The sequence below is a fragment of the Peribacillus sp. P4_B1 genome (genome assembly GCF_056402395.1).
Genome location: NZ_JBFUHM010000069.1, coordinates 1 through 17203 on the forward strand (window position 1 = coordinate 1; position 17203 = coordinate 17203).

Below are 17203 nucleotides of genomic sequence, written 5' to 3' on the forward strand. Positions count from 1 at the left end.
CTTCATTTACTCTGTACCACCTTCGGCAGTAAGGACTTTGTTTTGTTTCGCAAACTCATCCAATGATACCTAGCCTTATATGAAGTTCGTGTTCCTCAGACCGGAGGTTTGCCGCTTGCTTCCTTCAGATTCCACGTCACCGTGGACACCCTTGCATTAAGCTAACCACTACTACTGCCTTCATGATTCGGGACTTCCACCCTATAGATTGCACCCATGCCGGGCGCACGAAAAAGACCGCTTTTTAGCGGTTTTCACACTGTAATAAGAAAATGTCATTAAGATCTTCTTTTATGAGTGAGTACATATATAAATCATCGAATTTGCCACAAGTATATTCATAATGCCTCAGCAATCCTTCTCTTCTAAATCCTTGTTTTTCCACTAGTTTATAGGATGGGCTATTAGCAGGTTCAATTAAAGCTTCTATCCTTTCCAGGTGAAAGTGACGATAACCATACTTTACAACGGCTTCCAATGCTTCACTTGCAATGCCTTTTCCCCAATGATCTTTATTTAATTCATATCCAATTTCAGCTCGATGATGTTTGGTGACCATATTCAGGAAACCGCAGCTGCCTATAACCTTACCGGATTCTTTTAATGTAATTCCCCATCTAATTCCAGTACCTTCTTTGAATATAGATTCGTACCACTTAATTTCATCCCATACTTCATTTTCTGATTGGCATGGATATAACCCCATTGGCTTCACGACATCTGTATCAGATAGGTATGTAAACATATCTCCAGCATCCTCTATTGTAACTTTCCTTAAAATCAATCGGCGTGTTTCAATAAGCGGAAATGCTTTTTCCATCCAAATCCCCTCCCCCCAAGTCCCTTTTTCCATTCTTTACTATTTCAATCATTACCTAATTAATGCCGATAATCAACTCTTTATCGCTGTAAGAATTATTGAATCCTCGTTAATGTTAATAATAAAAAGGCGTTCTACTTTTATAGAAACGCCTTTTTATACCATTTACTTGATTCAAGCATTTATAAATCAATTTCTGTTACTGCTGAAATCATTTAGAACATTGGCCTCCGATTTTTATTTTTCATTTCAAGAACACTTCTTAACATTTCATCAGGGCATCGGTCCCTTTACTGCTCTTATGCTGAAACCTGCACCAATCAAGTCATTTATATATGTTGGAATTTTTAGTCAAGAAGGTTTTTTCACGCACACCTTCAGATCGATAGTTCCCAACTGGCCAAAACAGATGATTTTCTTGTTCATCTACATACCAAGTTTGCTCTTTGCGAGAAGTGAAGGTTAGATGTCAAAGTCGGCTCATACGCAAAAAAAATTGCATACCATTTTTGTTTTGTTTCACTTTTCATACATCTCCTATAAATCAAGATAGCCTCCTAATACTACGTCAATTTCAGTAGGCTATCTTCTCCTTCTTACCATTTCATTCACCTCATTTTTCTTGATGAATCATTCATTGTCCTTATACTTTCAAATGCTTGTTTATTTACCTTCCCATCAGAGGTTCAGATTCAATCAAACCATAACATGTAATTTTATGATTAAAGCGTTCCTTCAACAAGGTAAATCACACGCATTAGGCCTTACCTCCTAATGTGTTTTGCAGGAATAAGTCTTTTTTACTCATCCTTAATAAGTTATCAAGAAGATAAGCAAACTATATCCATATTGCAGCTTATAAGAATCTCCCTGCCTAGGCTTAGTTTTCGACAAATTATCCAGGTAGTAAATAAAGAATAAATGAATAACGGTTATTCTAATCGCTTAATCAATATTTAATGGGGTGAATGTTTTATGAGAATGAAAAAAGCTTTTATAGGTCTCTCACTCTTATTTATGATTGTTCCTGGTATAGCTAAGTCGGCCGATTCTTTTAATCCCGCTTCTAAAAATGATCGTAGCGGTATCGTGGCAAATTGGAAATTCACAAAACAACATGTTAAAAGCGGTTCAATCGATAAAGGTAATTTAATTTTAGAAGATACAAGCAAACAAGGAAATGATTTGAGGTTAGTGACGATAGGTGATCCTGCCTCGCCTGAATTGAAAAATATGATTCAATGGTCTGAAGAAGATTATTATGATCAACAAGAAGGGGGAAGCATGAAATTCGCAAATTACGAGAACGCACCTTCAGGAAGATATTTCAAAACCAAAAAGGATGCACCAATAAATTCTGAGAAATTCGATAAAGGTTTTACCATTGAAGCGGTTTTTAAGTTGCCAAGGGAATCCAAGAGCGGCATGGGTCTCTTTTCCAGACAAGGACAGGCTGCCGATCTTAATAAATTGGAAGGCGAGAAGAAAATCCTTTCGGCATTAACTATATCCAGTGATCAAAAAATACACTGGACAAGCCATCCATCTAATTTAAATTATAATGTAAGCAATTGGTCCCGAGCTTTAAATCCTGATGAGTGGTACCATTTGGCGGTCGTTAATGATAGTTACACGACTACTTTAACTTTAAATGGCGTAAGTGATTACGGAAAATCAGAAAAGGTCATAGGAATTGCAGCATTAAAAGGTAAAGGCTGGAACATCGGAGCATCTGAATGGGGAAATAAGCTGGGTGGACTATTCAGGGGGAATATCCAAGAAATACGTATTGCTAATAAGGCTTTGACTGAAAAAGAATGGATTGTGCAGGATGCTCGCGATGATAAACCATTCGAAGGATCAAACAAAGCGTTACATTTTCTAACGAATAGAAAGAATTATAATTTTCTTTTTGTTCCAGATGTCCAGAAATATTCAAGCCAAAATCCCGAGATTTTCAATAGCCAAATGAACTGGATTTCCAAAAACACTAAAAAGAACAATATCATTATGAATACATTTGTTGGGGACATAGTCGATAATGATTTAGAAGAACAATGGCAGAATTCCCTTGGAGCCATTTCCCATATGGATAAAAATGAAGTTCCATATATGATAGCGGCCGGAAATCATGACTATGCTAAAGGAGATCCTTTCTTAACACATTATGGGCCGAAGCGTTTTGTTAATAAAAAATACTATAAGGGGTCTTCTCCGTCTGGATATAGCTCTTATGCAATGGCTAAAGCAGGAAGTTATGAATACTTAATCTTAATAGTGGATATGAAAAGTCTGCATAAGGACTTGGAATGGTCAAAACAGGTTCTAGATCAACATAAAGATAAACCGACGATCCTCGTCTCACATGATATTATTTACCCTAAAGTTAAAGATGATAAAACCATTGCCGCCGAGTCTTCCAATGGCCGACTGATTTGGAGGGAACTTGTTGAGGACCACAATCAAGTGTTCATGACGGTAAATGGACATTATTTTGGAATAGCACATCAGGTCAAACAAAACTCAGCAGGAAATGATGTCATTCAAATGCTAGTCAATTACCAAACGAATTATCGAGGGGGGAATGGCTGGCTACGACTTGTAGAATTTGATGAAAAGAAAAAAGTACTGATATTCCGTACTTTTTCCCCATTTGTCGATGAAATGTCTAAGAAAGAAAAATCTTATATCGATTATAAATTTTTAACTGGCGAAAATAATTCATTTAAATTGAATTGGGACTTTAAAAATAGATTTAATTTTAATTAATTTAACTAAGATGAAGAAAAAAACCACTCCCCTAGGTGTAACCAAGCTATATCATCAACCTAGGGGGATTCCTTTATTTGGAGCCTTTTTTTCTACTAATTTTAATCGTCATGCTTATTTCATCATTTTTTTTCCAAAACCAGATAATATTTAGATTTAGTAATTGATATATTTTTTTCTTTACCGTAATTCAGTATATCCTTTAAGACCTCATCTGGATTAAAACCAAAAATCCGAATATTTAGCCCTTTTTTCAAACGGATAATAACGCCTTTGGTTGCCCATCCGACAGTTGTGAATTTCAACTGGATGATTTGTTCAGGGTAGATTACTTTTTTATAAATTGGCATTTTCCAAAATTTTATTTGGTATGATAAACAATCATTCTCCATGATAAATTCATAATGAATGACGAATGCTGCGAGAAGAAAAACCAATATTGCAAATTGAATGTAACTTATGAATCCCATGGAGAAATCTTTTATAATGATGTTAGGAAGGATTATACTTGACATTAAAAATCCTAATAGCACCCTTTGAGTTCTTGCAATATAGATCATTCCTATCCCCTTTTAGTCTTATTGATGAAATATCTTTTTACTTTTATATTCTTTTAGAACGCACCTTGTCAGGGATTCGAGTGACATTCTTTGTTTTAGTTTATTTGAATGAAAGTTATGATTCGCTACATGGTTACGCGGACTTAATCAAAGTCGCCCTCAAATGTAAAAAGTAGTCAGTAGATAACCTAGTTTCCCAAATACAATAAATCCCAATGAAATTACGAACTTGCCCCAGGATGTCATAATAAAACAAATAAGGGCTGGGGTATTCTGAGTTAGAATAAACCATGAATTATCATGCAGCTTTTTTCATCACTGATTGATACTTTCCGAACAAATTGACAACAAGGACTCCGAAAATGGCAATCACGCCGCCAATGACTGAAAGAGTACTCGGCACCTCTTGCAGCCAAACCCAGGCGACGAAAATGGCAATAACAGGTTCAATGTATAACAGACTAGAAACGGAACTGGCTTTTCCTAGCGAAAGTGCAATTGCCCATGTAACATAACCGATGGCCGCAGGGAAAATACCAACAAAAATCGCTGATAAGTGACCTTCCATTGTAGCTTGTTGAATTTCTTGAAAGAGCCCTTGAAAGAATATGAAAAAGGGTATCGTACCAATCCATGTGAAATAAGCTGTCAATTCAATCGGATTATAGCGGCTAAACAGCGGCTTTTGGAAAACAAAAAACACCGCAGAAGCAACAGCAGACATCAGCACTAAAAAGGCTCCTTCAGATATATTTAGTGATGGGCCTGCAGTACCTAATGTTATTAAGGTGATTCCTATGAATCCAATGCCTAAACCAATCCATCCCAATAAACCAAGGCGTTCTTTTAAAACGATTGCAGCAATGATCGCGATGAAAACAGGTGCTGAACCAATCAGCATTCCAGCGGTTCCCGCCGAAACGGTTAGTTCCCCGAATGTCACCCCGATGTGGTAAATACTAATACCAATTAATGAGAGAATCGATATCCTTAACATATCCCCTTTTTTCGGGAGTCGAAATTTCACCCCAGGCCATAGAGCATAAAGGACAAAAACCCCTGATGCTATTAGATAACGAACCAGCACCAAATGGCCAGCTGAATACCCGCCATGCAAGCCTGCACGAATAGCAGCGAATGTAGATCCCCAAATAATAACTGTAATAAATGCCAATAAAAATGCCTTTGTGTTCAAAACCTATTCCTCCCAACCATTCCCTATAAACTGAAGGTATCATGGATACGTGAGAACTTCAATAAAATTTCTATCTCGCTGTGAAGTGGCATAGTAAATTAAGGGATTTTCATTTGCTGTCATTCTTTCCTGCTTTCCATATATCTTAGACTAAACCCACATCCATTCCTTCACGCTGACATCTTTGAATTCTACCCCGTCTTCTTCCGTCATCCTTTTAAGAATCTGGCAAAATCAAAACAGTAATGAATGTATCAAGGCTATCCTTAAATTGAGTCGTGTCCAACAAAGGCAAATCCATCACAACGATGTCTGCTTGAATGTTTTTCGTGATGACATTCCATTCGTGAAGATCTTTATTTCGTCCAAACCGTTTCAGGTTAATAAATGTAAATCTAAACAATAAATCCTGCTAATTACGAATAGTAAGTATATAGCTATTTTGGGATGCCCAATACAATATGTATTCTAACGAGGTTTAGTTTAAAATAAACAAAATATTGTCCGACAGTAATACCTACAACATATTGAACTAGTAACGATAAAAAATGGGACTGATACTACGGGGTTTTTGGGTTTAAAATGACTGTATTGCTGAAACACAAGTAATTTTGATTTAAAGAAATCTCCTATTTGTTTTCCTTTTGCACAGGGAACCAAGTCCATTTCAGAAAATGCCTAAAGGGTAATATTGTTAGTCAAAAAAACTTTTAATAGTTTTAGGGGGGTTACTTTACATTTCCTATACATTCACTTTACATGCGTAGTTTACTATGGGAGACAAGGTTATCAATTTGAACTAAACACGGAGGTTACTGACATGAAAAAAGGAAAAATAGTCGCACCACTCTTGAGCTTAGCTGTTTTATTGCCATCCACTACAAATGTATTGGCTCAACCAGATAAACAAGTTTCAGTACATAAAGTCGAGTTTATTGGGATGAATGCGCCTGATACGCAAGACCAGCGCTCAAAGATGTACAGTGAAGCATCAGTTAAGGTGACCTACACTAATGGTTCCCAAAAGATGCTACCTCTTGAATACAAATCACTGTTCCAACCTGGGGATGAATTTAAAAATGGCATTGCCGGTGCTGCCTATGATGTAAAAGGCAATATGATTAAGAGTCCTGAAGGCACCCCCTATATTTCTACTGCACCTGACAGCAATACGGTCATAAGTATAAAAGGTAAATTGTATATGGTGAACCATTATGAGGCAATGCCTTCAAATGAGACTGGTAATATGCCAAAATCGATGATGTTAAATACTCTAAAGCAGAATAAGAAGACTGGAGAACTGACTGTAACAGATACAAAGCCGATTGATTTTTCAGCAGACGGTGGAATCTGGACCCCTTGTGCAGGTTCTCTATCTCCTTGGAACACCCATCTAGGCAGCGAAGAATATGAGCCCGATGCTAGGTCACATGAAGCAAATCCTGAAAATTCTGTAGTGACTCAATTTGCCCGTAACTATTATAACGATAAAACAGTCATAGGTAATCCCTATCTATACGGTCATACCCCTGAGGTAACCGTTCATCCTGGAGGAAAATCCACGGCTGTGAAACACTTCAGCATGGGACGACTTTCATCTGAAAACGTTAAAGTGGCTCCAGATAACCGTACCGTTTACTTCGGTGATGATGGTGCTTACACTATGGCTTTCATGTATATAGCAGATAAAGAAAAAGACCTGTCTGCTGGAACGCTGTACGCAGCAAAATGGATTCAAACTGGACAAGAAAATGGTGGTTCCGCTGATTTAAAATGGCTTAAATTAGGTCATGGAACTGATTCAGAAATTAAAAAACTTGCTCACAAGCTGAAATTCAGCGATATGTTTGAAGCTACAAATGATATAGAATTTGCAAAAGCGAATGGATTTAAACGAGTAAAAGCGGGTGGAAGAGATGAATGGCTAAAGTTGAAGCCTGGCATGGAAAAGGCCGCAGCTTTCTTGGAATCTCGTCGTTATGGTGCATTGCTCGGTGCGACTTCAGAGTTCAACAAAATGGAAACCGTTGAATTAAACAAGGCAGATAACAAGATCTATATGACTATGTCTACCATAGCTGGCGGTATGGAGGCTAATCCATCTGATCAAGTGGATGACATTCAGGTTCCTAAAATTAGTTCTGGCGGGATATATGAACTTTCGCTTGCCGAGGGACAAAAAGACCAGAATGGAAATACGATTAAAAGTAGATACGTAGCCAATGAGATGGCTGGTTTAATCACAGGAAAAGATCTTTCTTCTAAGGATGCCGCAGGGAATACGGCAGATTCCGAAAAAATCTCAAACCCTGATAATATCGTATTTTCTGAAAGAATGAGAACATTATTTATTGCCGAGGATGGCGGGAAACATCACAATAACTATGGCTGGGCTTATAATGTGGATACAAAGAAACTTTCTCGCATTATCTCAGCCCCTGACGGCGGAGAAGTGACAGGTATACAGGCACTTGATAATTTAAATGGGTTCACATATCTAATGGTCGGTTCTCAAAATCCAGGGAATGCAGGTTATTTATCTGGTCTACCTTCTCTTGATGATAAAGATAGTGAACGAGATGACGATGATAAAAACGATGACCATAATGATTAAAGAGGACTATTGCAACAATAACTGAGACAATAATCATAACAATAATAAAAAAGAATTATTGGAGAAATCCAATGATTCTTTTTTATATAGGTACTTTATAAATCTGAGATAACTTTCTAGGCGTTATCACATGTTTCATGCAGAAACGGTAACGGGAGTTATCAACTAACAAAACGTTATACCCTATAATTTGCGCAGCTTTTTTCACTATTGTTTTTTTGTCTTTTGCTGAAGTTTTTACAAGAAGCAACTAGGAGGTTCTGCGTGTGTGTCCAATACAAAGGTCTATTGAGGATTAAAAAGTAAATCATGGTGTATTTAAATAGAAAGCAACACTATAAAAGAAGATTAAGCTTAAATAAAAAGCGAAATGGGAAAAAAGCAGACGCAACTTTCTTTTCCTCAATGCTGCTATATTTCCCCTCCAAAGATAGCCACATTCTGACGGTCAGGACCAAACTCTCGCCCGTTCCATTTCAATACAGTCTGTACAAATCCGAGTGAGTCGGCATTATACATCCCGGCTATCCTCTGATACGCTTCTAGCTCATATATGCCGTCCCTATTAAAATCAACCGGATATAAACCAGATAAAGGATTGACCCATCCTTCTATCGGTGCCTTCAAAACACCATTCTTATTATAAATTTCAGATAAATATCCCTTATCCTTATTCGTAAGGTCAAGAATATACTTTTCCTTCAGGTAATAACTGTTCACCATTACTTTGTATTGATTTTCATAAGTCACATCGTACTTATATGTTTCATTGAATGAATCAGAATTAAAAATATTCATAAGTTGACCATTAAAATAAGAAAATACATACGCATAAATAGTACCACCGCTCCCTCCTGTATCAATGACCACTAATATGTCATCCCCCTTGTTAGCCGTGAAATCACCAAGTATAAGGGTCGGATTGTATCCAGAGTTATTTTTTATGGGGATTTGTTCATTTTGGTTAGTCCTCCCATTTTGGATAACCAAAGTTAAATTCCTCCAAAATGGGCTTTCAGGGGTTTTGTTTGCGGTAAGAAAAACATTGTCCATTATCCCGTCCCCATCAATATCGCCTCGCTTTTCAGTCACTATGATTGTTCTGTTCATGTTAAATTCTCCTAAAAGAACAGATTGGAGGCTCAATTGCATTTCTAGCAGTTCCTGCTTTGAAGGATAAGGATTTGGAAACGACAACGCGTTATCAATCGTTTGCAGTGCTTCGTTCGTTAATCCGGCTTTTACTTGAGTCTCAGCCAAACAGTACCAATAATAAGGGTGATTCGTTTCTTGCATTTTTGTGAAATAGTAATGAATCTTTTTTCTGATATCATCCGTAACCATCTTCCTCCCATCTGTCTCAATTAATTTCAATATAAAATTATATGCAGGAATTTGGGGCATATCCTTGGAGTTTTTCGTGACTTTGGGTCTGGCATGACCTTAAACGATGAGCTAAGCAACTTAAAAGAGGATTTTCTTTAGGCTGTGGAGCAAACATCAGGTTTCCCGAATTATTACTTTCTTCTTATTGAAAAATATTTCATTTTATGTCAATTGAAACCGAATTACAAGTTTGTTATCTTAGAAGAATGAACCGGTTCATGACTATTTACTGTATAAATATTAGCCAATATAAGGAGAGATGAAACCATGACACAAGAACAGAAGTCAACGAGTGCAGTGGAGCAGTATGCTAACCTTATCCCCATGAGAGAAATTGATTCTAACGGAGATCAATTATTTCCATTTCCAATCTTTAATGATTTACGGCAAAAAAGCCCTGTAAGGTATGACGAGTCTCGAAGTTGCTGGGATGTGTTTCGATATGAAGACGTTCATTTTATTCTAAAAAATCCAAAAATGTTTTCATCGGAACGAGGTTCTGGAACTTTGCAAGGAAGCATTTTGACAATGGATCCTCCTAGACATACGAAAATGAGAAACTTAGTGAACAAGGCCTTCACTCCTAAAGCAGTAAAGGATTTAACAAATAAAATCGAAGAAGTGACACTTTATCTTCTCGATCAAGTTAAAGAGAAGGCAACTATGGATCTCGTTCATGATCTTGCTGGTCCGTTGCCTGTCATAATAATTGCCGAATTATTGGGGATCCCTACCAAGGATCGGGATCTTTTTAAAACTTATTCCGATGTTCTCGTGGAAGGGGCTAAAGACAATTCAAGTGAAGCCTTCCAAAGAATGACACAAAAACGCAAGGAAGGAAACGAGTTTCTTAAAGATTATTTCAAAAAAATAATTAAAGAGAGAACAAATAATCCTGAAGAAGATTTAATTTCGCTATTAATAGAGGCAAAAATTGATGGGGAGAAATTAACAGAAGAAGAGTTACTATCTTTCTGTGTTTTATTATTAGTTGCGGGGAATGAAACAACAACCAATTTAATTACAAATGCCGTACGCTATATGACAGAAGATAAAAAAATACAAGAACAAGCTAGGACAAATCTGCCTTTAATACCAAAATTGGTAGAAGAAACATTACGCTTTTATCCTCCAATACAGGCAATTGGCCGTATTGCAAAGGAACATGTCAAAGTTGGAGGCAAAACAATCCAAAAAGGGGAACAAGTGATTTGCTGGGTAGCTTCGGCAAACCGGGATGAACAAAAATTTGCAGAGCCTAACCAGTTTACGTTAGAAAGAAAGTTAAATCCTCATTTGAGTTTCGGGTTTGGTATTCATTTTTGTTTAGGGGCCCCACTTGCACGTCTGGAAGCTGAAGTAGCTCTCATGACTCTATTAAGTACATTTTCCAAATTGGAAGATGTAAAAGGGACTAAGCTGGAGGCGATTCCAAGTCCATTTGTTTTTGGAGTGAAAAGCCTTCCTTTAAAATTCACAAGATAATGTGCCTTGCTGCCTAAGATTAAAACATAGATTGGTCAATATAAAGCCCATCAATAACAAAAAATGAGGTTTTTCCATATAATCCTAATGGAATAGAGACCGTATTAGTTACGACCTTTCCCATTGGGATTATTCGGAAATGGTTTGTCGAGTTTGAACCCTATATTTATTATTGAAGTACTCGGATTTTAAGAACTAAAAATACAAAATCGAAAATGAAAATCACAAAATGGTTTTCACTTTCGTTTAAATACTATTTTGGGGTTTAGCGCATCTAACTTGTTCACTTCACTTTGGCATGCTTTTCTTTACCAATTATCCGTTTTATCTAATAATTGATCAATGTCAAATGTATCGAGATGGAATGGAATTGACTCCTCGGCAATTTCTTCAGTATCTAATAGCAATTGGTCAATATTAATTATAGCCAAAACAATTCGCCTTCCTTTTTTCACTTTTCATATTAAATATAATAAACATTACGTTTACTAGTTAAACCTTTTGAGGGTATTATTTGTCATTTATTTAAGTATTTAATGCAAAAATGAAAGAAGTCATGACACAGTCCGAAGAAATAGTGAGAAAAATATTTTGTGTCTTTTTTTGTTTTATGTTCAGATAGGGATATTGTGAAGGTTTCTATTTAAACTAACAGATGCGCTAGTTCATTAAGGTACGAAAAAGATCAATCCTTTTTCAAAACATCCCCTTTCTATTTATTCATTTATCAAGGTTTCTTGTATTAACTTGATCAAACTTTGTTTCAAAGCCACACTTTTCCGATTTACTTTTTTTCTAAATAGCTATAAATCGGTGTGTCACTTTCAATGAACGATTTCATCATGTCAATATCCTCGGTCCAAATTTTTCAAGACGTCCACGCGCTATAGCAGCAGAACGTCCTGCAGCCGAGCGTTCCTCAATCAAATTACGATCAAATTCCGCAAACGCTGCGAACAGGTGAAACATCAATAGACCCGTTGCCATATTTGAATTTTCTTAACGTTGTAAATCCGCATTTTTCTGACGCTCTCCTTTTAGTAATGTTTATCATCCTAAAAAGACGCATGAATCATAAATAAAAGAAGAAACCCAATAGCCAATTTAAAGTGCCATTTTTTATCTTTTCTTTTGAATCGTCTAAGCCCCATAAATAGGAGGAAAATCAAAAGAAAAATAGCGAGAATTCCCGTGATATGCGTAAAGTCCCATTTAAATCCTCTAATGATCGCCAAATATCCATGAAGAAAAACGACTCCAGTAGATGCTAACGCAAGGGGAACATGCCATTTTCTTACTAACTTTCCGAGAAACTGGAGGGAATTTTTTATTTGAAAGTTCCTCCACTTTATCGTTTTCAAACGTTTCCACTTTAATAAAAGAAAAACAGGATAGATAGCAAAAACGGCAAAATATAAAATTCTTGAAATCGACCCAAATTGTTTTACGATTATCTTAAAATGTTTGTAATCTTGCATCATTAGCTGCTGATGATTAAGGGAAATAAGTAAAAGTCCTATGAAAAATAAACAAATGGTTATGGTTAAACAGATAATGATGATTCTTAGTTCTTTTGGATTTGGAATATGGCTGGATAAAAAGTGATTGTTTTTTCTTGTATTCCGTTTTGAACTCATCGTATAGTACCCCTAGTCCTTTGAATGGAAAATATATTGTCAGTATAAATGAAATTGGATTATTTTTATAGAATCCACGGAAATATCTAAAACTATACTTTAGGAAAACTAAAGAACCCTCCTTTATCCATCAATGGATAAAAAGGCAGGGCAGTCTAGCTTATTATGATTAAAATATTTTTTGGAATTATGGATACGGGATACCTCCTTTAATTTTTTTATATAATAGACTATAGGAGTTAAATGAATGAAGAACTTCAAAAATTAATTAATAATTTAATACAAATTGAGCATGTTCAAGCCTCAAGATTCTGTTATTAAATGTATGAAATTTTACATAATCATACATTCAAATTCAAGTGAAAGCTCCCCCTATTTGGGTAGAATTAAAATTCCGAATATGTACAAGTTAAGAAACCTGCGGTAAAGCACCCGTCAATTGGAGTATGTGTTACGTGAAATGGTGCTAGGACCCTAATCATTAGAAGCTTGAACAATCCATTCATATCTTTTTCGCAAAAAATACTTCATAAAGGGAATACTAAATTGAAGATGTTCCTTACATAAAATATCATAAAACCATCAGATGGCAATTCTAGAAAACCTTACTTAAGCGGAAATCAAGAATGAACGGGGGATGAATGTGAACGGGAAAAATACTGCATTACTTATAATTGACCTTCAAATAGGATCATTTTCGGATAAACTCATATATAAAGATGATGAATTATTAAAAAATATTCAATTCCTCATTTCAAAGGCCCGAATTGAGCAGGCCCCTATTTTTTTCACGAAACACAATGGTAAAGCAGGAACCCTTAATTACAAAGGAAATCCTGGATGGGAAATTCATCCGTCGATCCCTCTTTTAAAAGAAGACGTTATAATTGAAAAGGATTATCCTGATTCATTTCAACAAACGGATTTACAGCAACAATTAGTAACCAGAAAAATAAGTCGAATTATCATTACGGGAATTCAATCGGAAATATGTGTAGATGCTACTTGTCGTCGTGCATTTAGCCAAGGTTATGAAGTTATTCTTGCAGAGGATGGTCATAGTACAAGTGATACTAACATTTTAAACGCTTCTCAAATAATCAATCACCATAACAACATACATGCCGAATGGTTTGCAGGTGTAAAGAAAACCGAAGAAATTTTCTTTTAATGATTTTATAAACAGACAAATGTGGCAGAAAAGAAAAGGAAATCTCAGTCATCCCTCAATATACTACAATTGACGGAGCTTGAATCCATTTGCTGGCGGAGTGATATAACAGTAAAAAATAGCCAAACTATTGCAATTAAGCGAGCATATTATTCGTCACCTCCCGTTAATTATCTCAGCTGAATCAACTGTATTTATCATTGGCTTTACGATATCAAGTAGTTTAGAGGCATTTTTTGTTAGAAGTCATTTAGTTTTACAGACTTTTTAACAAAGAAAAAACAGACCGAAATTTTGAAGTCGGTCTTTAATCCTTATTAAGTAAACAAAATTTAACTTTATGGAACTCCTTTTATTGAGTTAAATGAACAATTATTCAGACAACGTTACTCATTTTGCTTCATCATTTTTTTCTGTCTTTCCAGATAAAAACCATCCACCCAAAGCAATAAGAAGCATGACTGTCCAAAAAATTATATTCCAAATGGGCCCTTCAACAAAATCATGAGGAATAATGTGCACGGAAGGATGAGCAAGAGTATGCATTAACAACTTAACCCCTACCCAACCTACGATTAACATTGCTGCTGTTTCGAGGCTAGGTCGATCTGTCAATATCTTAACGAAGTAACCTGCAGCAAACCGAATGACGATTAAGCCTGCAATTGCTCCTATTAATATAACAATGAATTTAGCCCCATCCATACCTCCAATATCGCCCATGGGGGTATCTGGCAAGGCAATGACTAGAGCGACTGCAGCTAAAATGGAATCAATGGCAAAGGCAATATCAGCTAAAGCAATTTGTGCAACGGTCATACGGTAGCTTTTCACTTTTTTTTCTTTTTCCCCGTGGTCCTTTTTTAGTAAATGTTTTAAAGAGATGAAAATCAAATACGCAGCACCAATCGCCTGGACCTGCCAAACGTGGAAAAGGTAGGAAATCGTGAAAATTGCACCAATCCTGAATATAAAAGCTAAAAGTAATCCAATATTTATTGCTTTTTTTTGCTGTTCTTTTGGTAAATGCTTCGACATAATGGCTAAAACCAATGCATTATCAGCAGATAATAAACCTTCTAAAAAAATTAAAATAATTAAAACCCAGCCATACTCCAATAATAAAGATAGTTCCATAATGCCTCCCTATAAGCATGTATAAGTATGTGTAAATGACTTCAATATCGTCTTTATACATTTAACTGGAATTATAAACACTCCAACACTTTCTCCTCCATTATTGTCCCATTGTATCCACTTCCTTATTCAACCCTTCCGTCCCATATGCTCCATAAGAAAAAGAGCTGCCGAAGCAACTCCCTTCTTGAAGTTTGGCTCTATAATATATTCCTTTATGCTTAAACTTAGTTCCCATTGAGGAAAATTGGGGTTTTAAACTTAGATTGACTAATCCAAAATACTTCATTAAGTTCGGCAAGCATCAACTTCGTTTAATTACCGAATCAGGAATTAATCCCCTACCATTCCATTAAATGCAATTCCATAAAATGTCCGTTGTGATGTTCCTAGCTTCTGCTGATGTACCAGAGATATTCGTAATACTGTATTAAGAATCGATAAAAGGGATTTAATAAATAAATACTTTATCTTATTGATAGATGGTTGATAAAAGGGAGGGATACAGGTATGCATGAACTGATAGAAAAAGCGGAAGAGCTTCAAGTCTTGCAGACATCGTTGCAAGAACGATTAGATGCTACAGAAAAGAATGACATGATCCTTTTTCAGATTTTAGCGATGCAGAAATGCTCCAGTGGTTTCTTCACCGGCGAGAGCATTTAAAACAGCTACAAGAAAAGTCCGCCAGCACCATACAAGCCTATGAGCGAGAACTTATTTAATTTATTGTTCAATCACTCACTTATTTGGTGGAAATCATTGTAGATTTGGAAAAGTTGTGGAGGCTTCCCTCTTTAAATCTCTATCTACACGGCACATTCAATGTATCAGGAAAGGTTATCAGAAAAAAGCCCCGATGTCGTAACAAAAGGAGCTTATTCTGTTGCCACATTATCCAGAAAGACAACCATCATTAAGAGTTTCTTGAAATTCCTGTTCGAAGCAGGCTATATCACTGAACCAATTCATGAAGTTTTCTTTAAGATAAGCATTGGCCCAACTGTGATTTGGGACCAAAGGAAATCATTCAGCTACCTGATTATTTCAGTAAAATCAACCACCCCATCTTTTTTTCGATTATTCCTCTCTAACGATGACAGGCATGCCTAATGAAGAGTTTACAAGGCTCCGAATCAAGGATTACCAGCATGTATTTTTTAGAGTTCCTAGGTAAAGGAAATAAAAGAAGGCAAATACCATTGAAAGAAAAAGGAATGAATAGTATTCGAATATTCCGTTCAGCAGAGGAATCGAGGATATTGATGCAGCACAAGGAGTCGACCCGCTCTTTATGACCCATACCGACCGTGCATACTCTCCCTCTTATTTGTCTCAATACTTAACAAAAGCCATTAAAGAGAGTGGATTGCCTTTTTAAAGTTTCGTTCTTCTTCCATTCGTCCTTATACATTTAGGTAAGCTTTTGCCATCATTTCTCACTTAAATGAAGTTGATGTCCATCAGATTATGAAGAGCCTCGGCCATAAGCAGCTATCCACTACAGAAATTTATTTGGAGAGGGTTTTTGAAAAAGAACTCCATGCGATTCATTTGTGGTAATAAGATGTTTTTGGTGAGTGTATATAATAGAAGAAAGTCGTCATATTTAGAGAAGTTTTTGCTGAATTTTGGACCCCATTTGAGTGGTGCACCCTTAAAAAAATTGATTCGAAAATGGTTAAAGGTTGAAGATATGAAAAAAGGTCGAGATTTAATAAAAGATACTCTCCATACCTTGCAATTCAAACGTATGATCAAAGGGGAGAACAAGTCATCTGGTTGACTTGTTCTCCCCTCTTTTTTAGAATAATCCTTTTGATTCAGAAAGCCTAGCATGTATTTGCTGCATATCTCAAGCTTTATATTTTTACAATGTAATTAAACCGACATTCGGTAAAGACCAAATTAACTTTTACTACTCCATGAATCTTGATCCCTTTTAATATAGCCTTTTTGTTCTCATTGATAATTCTTGTGATAGGTTTAAAAGTCGGATACCAATTCTCTAGTAAAAAACGGTAAAGCCGATATTATCTTACGATGAGCAGGAAAATCAAGGTTGTTTTTATTTTCGTATTCCCTCTACAATACCTGCCTTATGAAACCTTTTCACATTAATAGGGCAAAACAGCATCCCGACCTTATACGCTTCAAAAAACCATCTTTTTGCCCATGAGAGTAGCATCATAATTACTACTAAAGATAGTAGGAGATGTCCCCTGGAACATTTTAAAAAGTCGGCTCATCCATATTGGAATATTTTCATTTTTGGTTTTTAAGAATGCCTGTACATTCTACTCGACATGATTACATAACTGACCGATTTTCTCGACTTCCACAACGACCACATCCCCCGAATTAATCGAGCAGCTGCCAGATGGTGAACCCGTGGCCAAAATGTCACCTGGCTCCAGCGTCATCACCTG

At 36.2% G+C, this 17203-nt stretch carries 13 protein-coding genes and 2 pseudogenes; 6 read left to right on the forward strand and 9 right to left on the reverse strand.

Going from position 1 to position 17203, the window contains the following annotated elements; translation table 11 throughout:
* Window positions 1–244: 244 nt before the first annotated feature.
* Complete coding sequence (locus AC1DVK_RS24110) at window positions 245–820, reverse strand: GNAT family N-acetyltransferase (protein ID WP_477627560.1); 576 nt, start codon at window positions 818–820, stop codon at window positions 245–247.
* Window positions 821–1795: 975 nt separating this feature from the next.
* Here AC1DVK_RS24110 and AC1DVK_RS24115 point away from each other — a divergent pair.
* A complete protein-coding gene (locus AC1DVK_RS24115; RefSeq protein ID WP_410862245.1) occupies window positions 1796–3589 on the forward strand; it encodes a laminin G domain-containing metallophosphoesterase family protein in 1794 nt (597 codons plus the stop codon).
* Window positions 3590–3711: 122 nt separating this feature from the next.
* Here AC1DVK_RS24115 and AC1DVK_RS24120 read toward each other — a convergent pair whose 3' ends face one another.
* From AC1DVK_RS24120 to AC1DVK_RS24130, 3 genes and pseudogenes are all read right to left on the reverse strand, one after another.
* Window positions 3712–3981: a hypothetical protein gene (locus tag AC1DVK_RS24120; RefSeq protein ID WP_477627561.1), complete on the reverse strand. Its 270-nt coding sequence runs from the start codon at window positions 3979–3981 to the stop codon at window positions 3712–3714.
* 466 nt (window positions 3982–4447) lie between these two features.
* On the reverse strand, window positions 4448–5344 hold the full coding sequence (locus tag AC1DVK_RS24125; protein WP_477627562.1) for a DMT family transporter: 897 nt from the start codon (window positions 5342–5344) through the stop codon (window positions 4448–4450).
* 151 nt (window positions 5345–5495) lie between these two features.
* Window positions 5496–5726: pseudogene (locus tag AC1DVK_RS24130) on the reverse strand (recombinase family protein); the annotation flags it as partial.
* Between the two features lie 438 nt (window positions 5727–6164).
* Between AC1DVK_RS24130 and AC1DVK_RS24135 the strand changes: the two are divergent.
* A complete protein-coding gene (locus AC1DVK_RS24135) occupies window positions 6165–7958 on the forward strand; it encodes a PhoX family protein (protein WP_410862251.1) in 1794 nt (597 codons plus the stop codon).
* 411 nt (window positions 7959–8369) lie between these two features.
* On the opposite strand, the gene AC1DVK_RS24140 is transcribed toward AC1DVK_RS24135, so the two are convergent.
* Complete coding sequence (locus AC1DVK_RS24140) at window positions 8370–9110, reverse strand: VCBS repeat-containing protein (protein ID WP_477627567.1); 741 nt, start codon at window positions 9108–9110, stop codon at window positions 8370–8372.
* Window positions 9111–9611: 501 nt separating this feature from the next.
* Between AC1DVK_RS24140 and AC1DVK_RS24145 the strand changes: the two genes are divergently transcribed.
* Window positions 9612–10829: a cytochrome P450 gene (locus tag AC1DVK_RS24145; protein ID WP_477627563.1), complete on the forward strand. Its 1218-nt coding sequence runs from the start codon at window positions 9612–9614 to the stop codon at window positions 10827–10829.
* 784 nt (window positions 10830–11613) lie between these two features.
* Here AC1DVK_RS24145 and AC1DVK_RS24150 read toward each other — a convergent pair.
* Window positions 11614–11813, reverse strand: a pseudogene (locus AC1DVK_RS24150) (recombinase family protein); the annotation flags it as partial.
* A 71-nt stretch (window positions 11814–11884) separates the two neighbouring features.
* Entirely contained in the window at window positions 11885–12466 is a 582-nt protein-coding gene (locus AC1DVK_RS24155; protein ID WP_477627564.1) for a hypothetical protein, read from the reverse strand.
* Between the two features lie 643 nt (window positions 12467–13109).
* Between AC1DVK_RS24155 and AC1DVK_RS24160 the strand changes: the two genes are divergently transcribed.
* A complete protein-coding gene (locus AC1DVK_RS24160; RefSeq protein ID WP_477627565.1) occupies window positions 13110–13637 on the forward strand; it encodes an isochorismatase family protein in 528 nt (175 codons plus the stop codon).
* 390 nt (window positions 13638–14027) lie between these two features.
* Here the strand turns inward: AC1DVK_RS24160 and AC1DVK_RS24165 are convergent, their stop codons facing one another.
* Window positions 14028–14774: a TerC family protein gene (locus AC1DVK_RS24165; RefSeq protein ID WP_061462618.1), complete on the reverse strand. Its 747-nt coding sequence runs from the start codon at window positions 14772–14774 to the stop codon at window positions 14028–14030.
* 510 nt (window positions 14775–15284) lie between these two features.
* On the opposite strand from AC1DVK_RS24165, the gene AC1DVK_RS24170 reads away from it, so the two are divergent.
* Together AC1DVK_RS24170 and AC1DVK_RS24175 are read left to right on the forward strand one after the other, a co-directional pair.
* Window positions 15285–15440, forward strand: coding sequence for a hypothetical protein (locus AC1DVK_RS24170; RefSeq protein ID WP_286141126.1), 156 nt, complete (start codon window positions 15285–15287; stop codon window positions 15438–15440).
* A gap of 159 nt (window positions 15441–15599) precedes the next feature.
* Entirely contained in the window at window positions 15600–15887 is a 288-nt protein-coding gene (locus AC1DVK_RS24175; RefSeq protein WP_477627566.1) for a hypothetical protein, read from the forward strand.
* 1184 nt (window positions 15888–17071) lie between these two features.
* Here the strand turns inward: AC1DVK_RS24175 and AC1DVK_RS24180 are convergent.
* Window positions 17072–17197, reverse strand: a complete 126-nt coding sequence (locus tag AC1DVK_RS24180; protein WP_477627568.1) for a fumarylacetoacetate hydrolase family protein — start codon at window positions 17195–17197, stop codon at window positions 17072–17074.
* Between the last annotated feature and the right edge of the window lie 6 nt (window positions 17198–17203).